At 37.9% G+C, this 5719-nt stretch carries 9 protein-coding genes; all 9 read right to left on the bottom strand.

The annotated features are described in order from the left end of the window. Window positions 1-2: 2 nt before the first annotated feature. Window positions 3-782 carry a tryptophan synthase subunit alpha gene (gene trpA / locus ACOVO2_RS16180; protein WP_421770976.1) on the bottom strand — a complete coding sequence of 260 codons (780 nt, stop codon included), beginning with the start codon at window positions 780-782 and terminating at the stop codon, window positions 3-5. Window positions 783-867: 85 nt separating this feature from the next. Further along, entirely contained in the window at window positions 868-1251 is a 384-nt protein-coding gene (locus ACOVO2_RS16185; RefSeq protein ID WP_421770977.1) for a Dabb family protein, read from the bottom strand. Window positions 1252-1277: 26 nt separating this feature from the next. After that, window positions 1278-1529 carry a type II toxin-antitoxin system RelE family toxin gene (locus ACOVO2_RS16190; RefSeq protein WP_421770978.1) on the bottom strand — a complete coding sequence of 84 codons (252 nt, stop codon included), beginning with the start codon at window positions 1527-1529 and terminating at the stop codon, window positions 1278-1280. A 3-nt stretch (window positions 1530-1532) separates the two neighbouring features. Continuing rightward, a complete protein-coding gene (locus ACOVO2_RS16195; protein ID WP_421770979.1) occupies window positions 1533-1733 on the bottom strand; it encodes a hypothetical protein in 201 nt (66 codons plus the stop codon). Window positions 1734-1738: 5 nt separating this feature from the next. Further along, window positions 1739-2161: an SWIM zinc finger family protein gene (locus tag ACOVO2_RS16200; RefSeq protein WP_421770980.1), complete on the bottom strand. Its 423-nt coding sequence runs from the start codon at window positions 2159-2161 to the stop codon at window positions 1739-1741. A gap of 29 nt (window positions 2162-2190) precedes the next feature. Further along, the gene (gene trpB, locus ACOVO2_RS16205; RefSeq protein WP_421770981.1) at window positions 2191-3381 is read right to left on the bottom strand and encodes a tryptophan synthase subunit beta; all 1191 of its coding nucleotides are present in this window, start codon (window positions 3379-3381) and stop codon (window positions 2191-2193) included. Between the two features lie 34 nt (window positions 3382-3415). Continuing rightward, window positions 3416-4048 carry a metallophosphoesterase family protein gene (locus ACOVO2_RS16210; protein ID WP_421770982.1) on the bottom strand — a complete coding sequence of 211 codons (633 nt, stop codon included), beginning with the start codon at window positions 4046-4048 and terminating at the stop codon, window positions 3416-3418. A gap of 3 nt (window positions 4049-4051) precedes the next feature. Next, entirely contained in the window at window positions 4052-4681 is a 630-nt protein-coding gene (locus ACOVO2_RS16215) for a phosphoribosylanthranilate isomerase (RefSeq protein ID WP_421770983.1), read from the bottom strand. A 104-nt stretch (window positions 4682-4785) separates the two neighbouring features. Next, window positions 4786-5574 carry an indole-3-glycerol phosphate synthase TrpC gene (gene trpC / locus ACOVO2_RS16220; protein ID WP_421770984.1) on the bottom strand — a complete coding sequence of 263 codons (789 nt, stop codon included), beginning with the start codon at window positions 5572-5574 and terminating at the stop codon, window positions 4786-4788. Between the last annotated feature and the right edge of the window lie 145 nt (window positions 5575-5719).

Consider the following 5719-nt stretch of genomic DNA (forward strand, 5'->3'; position numbering starts at 1 on the left):
TTTTATCCTTTAACGGATTTTACGTATTCAACAATATCATTATATAGAGTATTGTATGATGAATTTTGTAAAACTCTGATAAACTGACTGCCAATGATTGCTCCTGCGGCATATTGACTTGCTTTGGTAAAAGTTGCGTTGTCTTTTATACCAAAACCGATGAGTCGTGGATTTCGGAGGTTCATTGCATTGACACGATTGAAATATGTTTCCATGGTGTCGGTAATGCCCGATGTTCCGCCCGTTACGCTTGCACTACTTACCATATATATAAAGCCATCAGAAATTTCGTCGATTCGACGAATGCGAGACTCAGTGGTTTGTGGTGTAATCAAGAAAATATTTAGCAGACCGTACTGGTCGAATATTGGTTTGTATTCTTCATAGTATTCGTCCATTGGTAAATCTGGTAAGATTAGACCATCGACTCCTACTTCTTGACATTTTTTACAGAAGTTTTCGATACCGAATTGTACGACTGGGTTGATATAGCCCATTAATATAATAGGTATGGAAACTTTTGCTCGGATTCCTTCTAATTGTTGGAATAGAACTTTTAGGCTCATTCCGTTGTCGAGTGCCACTTGGTTTGACTGCTGGATGGTTTCGCCATCGGCCACGGGGTCGGAATAAGGCATTCCGATTTCGGCGATGTCGGCACCTGATTCTTGCAAAGCTTCTAAAACTGTTGTTGTATCATTGAGATTTGGAAATCCTGCCGTAAAATATATATTGAGTACGTTGTTGGGCTTTTCTTGAAAAAGCTTGGTAATTCTGTTCATTGTTTTTTCTTTTACTTTCACTATTGGGTAAAACTCTGATTACAGCGAATCTGGATGCAAACGTTGCCCGATTCGCCCCACAAAATTATTTTCCTGCCCAATAGTCGAGTACTAAAACTTTATCGAGGTGTGGCCCGAGCACTTCTACGAATGCTTTGTGAGCTGGGTGGGGTAAATACACTTCACGGTCTTTCTCGGTTTTGAAAGAAACAAAGAATAAATGCGTGAAACCTTGATTGAGATTTTCGGGGCTGTTGTTGGTTCCCCACTCAAAATCAGCGATTTCTTTGATTTTTGTTGGTAATGCACGGAAAGCGTCTTCTACTTTCTTTACATCTTCGGGGCTACTTGTATCTTTAAATTTGAATAAAACGGCGTGACGTAACATTTTGGTTGGTTGTTTTTTGGTTTGAGCATTCGACATTAATGATACTGACATAATGGCGATTGCGAGAAAGAGGGTTTTCATTTTGTTCAATTGGTTGAGTTGTTTATTTATTCGTAAATTTCTTTTCTATGCCCAAGTTCAATCACATGAACGAGTAATTTTTTATCAATTATTTCATAAATAATGCGATAATTGCCTTGGCGGATTCTAAACGCATTTCTTCCTTTAAGTTTTATGTATCCATTGGGACGAGGATTATCTGCTAAAGCCAAAATAGCTTCTCTAATTTTAAAATAATCAGGGTCAGAGATTTTTGCAAGCTCTTTCAGCACTCGCTTTTCGATGACAAGCTCATACATAATCTACTTCTGTCGTTTACGGTCAAGTATTTCAAAGGCTTCCTTTGCTCGAATCGGAACGCTTTTTCTTTTCTTTGCTTCATCATAAAGTTTTATATCTTCCAATTCTTCAACTTTATCAAGTAATGCTTGGTATTCTTTAATAGGTAGAATAACTGCTATCTTATTACCTACCTGATTGCTTATGTATTGATGTGCTTTCATCTCCTTTATTTTTTACTAAACTCCTCAAAGAAATCTTCTCTGAATTTTCTGTTGCGTTTGGCATAATTAATAATGTAAGCGTATAATTCTTTTGCAGGAATTGTCTTTATTATTTCTATCAAATCATCTCCAAGCGTTGAAAAATACTCTTCTTTGTGCATTTCGGCATCTCGAATATAATAAAGAACAGCTACAATATGCTTGCAAACATATCCATAATCGTATGGGCAAGTACAATTATATTCTGAAACTTTATTGTTTTCAAGTTTTATAAAAACATCGTAATCCTCTGAACCTTCTACTATTGCCGAAAATTCTCCATTTCCTAATGCTTCTACGTCTTCTACATGCTCTTGCTCATAGTAATCGAAACCCCTACCAAGGATTTTCTTTTCTATACTATTTTCAAATTTTGGAAATGGAAACATATTTTACATACACAATTTAGAAAATTGTGTTACAAGTATTTCATATAAGTATCTAAGTCTTTATCGCCACGTCCTGAAAGATTGATTACTACGGTTTCGTTGGTGGCAGCTTTTAGATATGGTAATACTGCCAATGCGTGAGCTGACTCGATGGCAGGAATGATTCCTTCGAGTTTTGAAAGTTCAAAACCTGCAGTGAGTGACTCTTCATCAGTAATAGCAAAGAATTTTGCTCGGCCAGAATCCCACAAGTGTGCGTGCATTGGGCCAATGCCTGGGTAATCGAGACCCGCTGAAATTGAATGTGGCTCAATTACTTGACCGTCTTCGGTTTGCATCAAGATACTTTTGCTTCCGTGAAGTACACCTGTTTTACCCAAAAACGTGGTTGCGGCCGACATTCCAGAATTGATTCCGTGTCCACCTGCTTCGGCAGCGATTAGTTGAACCGATGGTTCATCGAGATAATGATAGAATGCACCTGCGGCATTTGAGCCTCCGCCTACGCAAGCAATTACGTAGTCTGGATTTTCGGTGCCTGTTTTTTCGAGTAACTGCCAACGGATTTCTTCGGAGATAATTGCTTGAAAACGAGCCACCATATCGGGATAAGGATGTGGGCCAACTACCGAGCCTATAATATAATGTGTATCAACTGGGTTATTTATCCAGTGACGCATGGCTTCGTTGGTAGCGTCTTTCAAAGTTTTTGAACCGCTGGTTGCTGGACGAACCTCTGCTCCAAGCATTTTCATACGTGCAACGTTGGGAGCTTGACGCTTGATGTCGATTTCGCCCATGTAAACGATGCACTCTAAACCCATCAAGGCACAAACTGTGGCGGTGGCTACGCCGTGCTGGCCTGCTCCTGTTTCGGCAACGATTTTTTGTTTGCCGAGTTTTTTTGCCAGTAAAATCTGTCCGATTGTATTATTTACTTTGTGAGCTCCTGTGTGGCATAGGTCTTCACGCTTTAAATAAATATTGGTCTGATATTTTTCAGATAAACGATTGGCATAAAATAATGGCGTTGGGCGACCAACGTAATCTTTGAGTAGTGCGTGATATTCGGCTTGAAACTCAGGCTGATAGATAATATCAATGTAGTTTTGTTGCAGTTCCTCCACGTTTGGATAGAGCATTTCGGGAATGTATGCTCCACCAAATTTTCCGTAATATCCTTTTTTATCTACTGAGTAGTTCTGTTGTAAAGTTGTCATTTTTTATACCTCAAAGGTTTTCTGTTTTTTAATGCTAAATCTCAAATACTATTGGCTTATTTCTCAAATTATAGCTTTCGTCCAAAACACTTGCGTTGATAAACTCAGTATCTGATTGTTTTACTTGGCCGTAGGCCTCGTGTATGTGTCCGCAAATATGAAATTTGGGTTTTACTTCTTTTATTTTTTCGAGTAAATCTTCACAGCCAACATTTTCATTTCGAGTTGTTTTATCAAGAATACCATAAGCTGGCCCGTGCGTGATGAGAATATCTGTATCTTGTGGAATTTTATTCCAATGTTTTTTGATATCTTCACCACGATACCGATTGAAAGCCCAATTATAAAACCACGGTTGAATAGGTGAACCCCAAATATGTATGCCCTCAATTTCGACTCCGCTATCATTTAGATAAACAACATTCGCAGGAATCAGTTCTTCTAAAACTTTGGCGTTATGGCTTATTTTCTCAAAATAGAAATCGTGATTTCCTGCAATCAGAATTTTATATGTAAAATCTGTTTTTGAAAACCAGTTTAAAAACTCTTTGATTTCGGATTCATGCCCCATTGACGAGACATCCCCCGCATGGATAAGCATATCTCCTTCAGGTAAAACAAGCTTTTGATGTTTTCTATGAGTATCTGATATAGCTACGATTTTCACAATCTATACTTCAATAGGTCGAATTTTATCCAATAGTTCTTCGAGTTTTTCGATGTCTTTTAATGCTGGTTCAATCTCAAACTTACTGTTTACATCCATTGCGTAAGGCTTCGGAATGATAGTTTCTAAAACATCAAGATTATCAAGACTTATGCCACCTGCCAAGAAATAAGGTTTTTGATTATCGTACTTTTTGAGGATACTCCAATCGAATGCAACTCCATTTCCGCCGTAACCATCGCCTTTGGCATCAAACAAGAAAAAATCGACGTGCGGCTTGTAATTATTTACTTGTGTGAAGATAAAATCGTTATCTACACGAAATGCTTTGATGATATTTACGCCTTTTAGTCGAAGGCTTTTGCAAAAATCAGGCATTTCATTGCCGTGCAACTGCACATAATTCAAACCGTACTTTCTGACATTTTGTAAAATAAAATCGACTGTTGCATTGACAAAAACGCCTACTTTTTTGATTTCTCTTGGAATTGAATTGATAAACTCTACATCTAACTCTGTTCCTACATAACGAGGTGACTTGTCATAGAAAATAAAACCGATAAAATCTGGTTTCAACTCGATGAGTGCTTTGATGTTCTCGACATCACGCATTCCGCAAACTTTTAATTTCATAATAGGAATACCTGCCCCCACAGGCATATTTTATATTTGTATCATACTCGGGGTAGTATGAGTTTAGCAAAAGATATAAAAAACTATCAAAATTAAGTTTTTTCTTAGATTTTCGCTATAAATTCCCCCAATTTTGTTCCTGGAGAAGCATCTTTCATAAAAGTTTCTCCAATTAAAAACCCTTTGTATCCTACTGTCTTCAAGAGATTGATGGTTTCTGGCTCGCTAATACAACTTTCTGAAATCTTAATGATATTGGCAGGAATCTTTTCGGCCAAATTCAAAGAGGCATTTACGTTGTTTTCGGCGAAGTTTTTTAGGTTGCGGTTGTTTACGCCAACGATATCAACGTACTCTAACGGACTGCGGTCGAGTTCTTCTTGGTCATGAATTTCGAGCAGCACCTCCAAACCTAACTCATGAGCTTTTTGACTTAAAGTCTTGATTTGTTCGGGCGAAAGACAAGCCGCAATCAACAAAATCACATCGGCTCCCCAAGCTTTTGCTTCATAGACTTGATATTCATCAATCATGAAATCCTTTCGCAAGATTGGCGTTGATGGATTGGCGACTCGGGCTTTTTGTAAATCTTCTTTGTTACCACCAAAAAAATCAGAGTCGGTCAAGACTGAAAGTCCAGCCGCTCCTGCTTGGGCATAACCTTGCGTGACTTCCTCGACCGAAAGTTTATCATTAATGATTCCTTTTGATGGAGATTTACGTTTATGCTCGGCTATGATTCCCGTTGAGTTTTCAGCTGAGAGATTTGCCACTAACGAATTTGTTTTTCTTGTAAAAAACTCGCTTTTCTCTAAATCTTGAATTGAAACCTCAGCTTTTGCTGCTGCAACTTCGATTGCCTTTTGGGCGGTTATTTTATCTAAAATGGTCATGGTGCTATCGCACAATTAAAAATGAAGAATGTAGAATTAAGAATGAAAAAAACATTTTTCATCTATTGTATTAATTTTTTCATACTATTCAAGGCTTTTCCACTTTCTATGGATTCTTTCGCTTGGGCGATGCCTTCTTCTATAC

Origin of the sequence: Emticicia sp., assembly GCF_049241225.1 — a bacterium.
In the GTDB taxonomy this organism is placed as follows: domain Bacteria; phylum Bacteroidota; class Bacteroidia; order Cytophagales; family Spirosomataceae; genus Emticicia.

Coding starts and splice junctions, on each gene's coding strand:
- trpA (WP_421770976.1), bottom strand. CDS start 782: ATGAACAGAATTACCAAGCTTTTTCAAGAAAAGCCCAACAACGTACTC.
- ACOVO2_RS16185 (WP_421770977.1), bottom strand. CDS start 1,251: ATGAAAACCCTCTTTCTCGCAATCGCCATTATGTCAGTATCATTAATG.
- ACOVO2_RS16190 (WP_421770978.1), bottom strand. CDS start 1,529: ATGTATGAGCTTGTCATCGAAAAGCGAGTGCTGAAAGAGCTTGCAAAA.
- ACOVO2_RS16195 (WP_421770979.1), bottom strand. CDS start 1,733: ATGAAAGCACATCAATACATAAGCAATCAGGTAGGTAATAAGATAGCA.
- ACOVO2_RS16200 (WP_421770980.1), bottom strand. CDS start 2,161: ATGTTTCCATTTCCAAAATTTGAAAATAGTATAGAAAAGAAAATCCTT.
- trpB (WP_421770981.1), bottom strand. CDS start 3,381: ATGACAACTTTACAACAGAACTACTCAGTAGATAAAAAAGGATATTAC.
- ACOVO2_RS16215 (WP_421770983.1), bottom strand. CDS start 4,681: ATGAAATTAAAAGTTTGCGGAATGCGTGATGTCGAGAACATCAAAGCA.
- trpC (WP_421770984.1), bottom strand. CDS start 5,574: ATGACCATTTTAGATAAAATAACCGCCCAAAAGGCAATCGAAGTTGCA.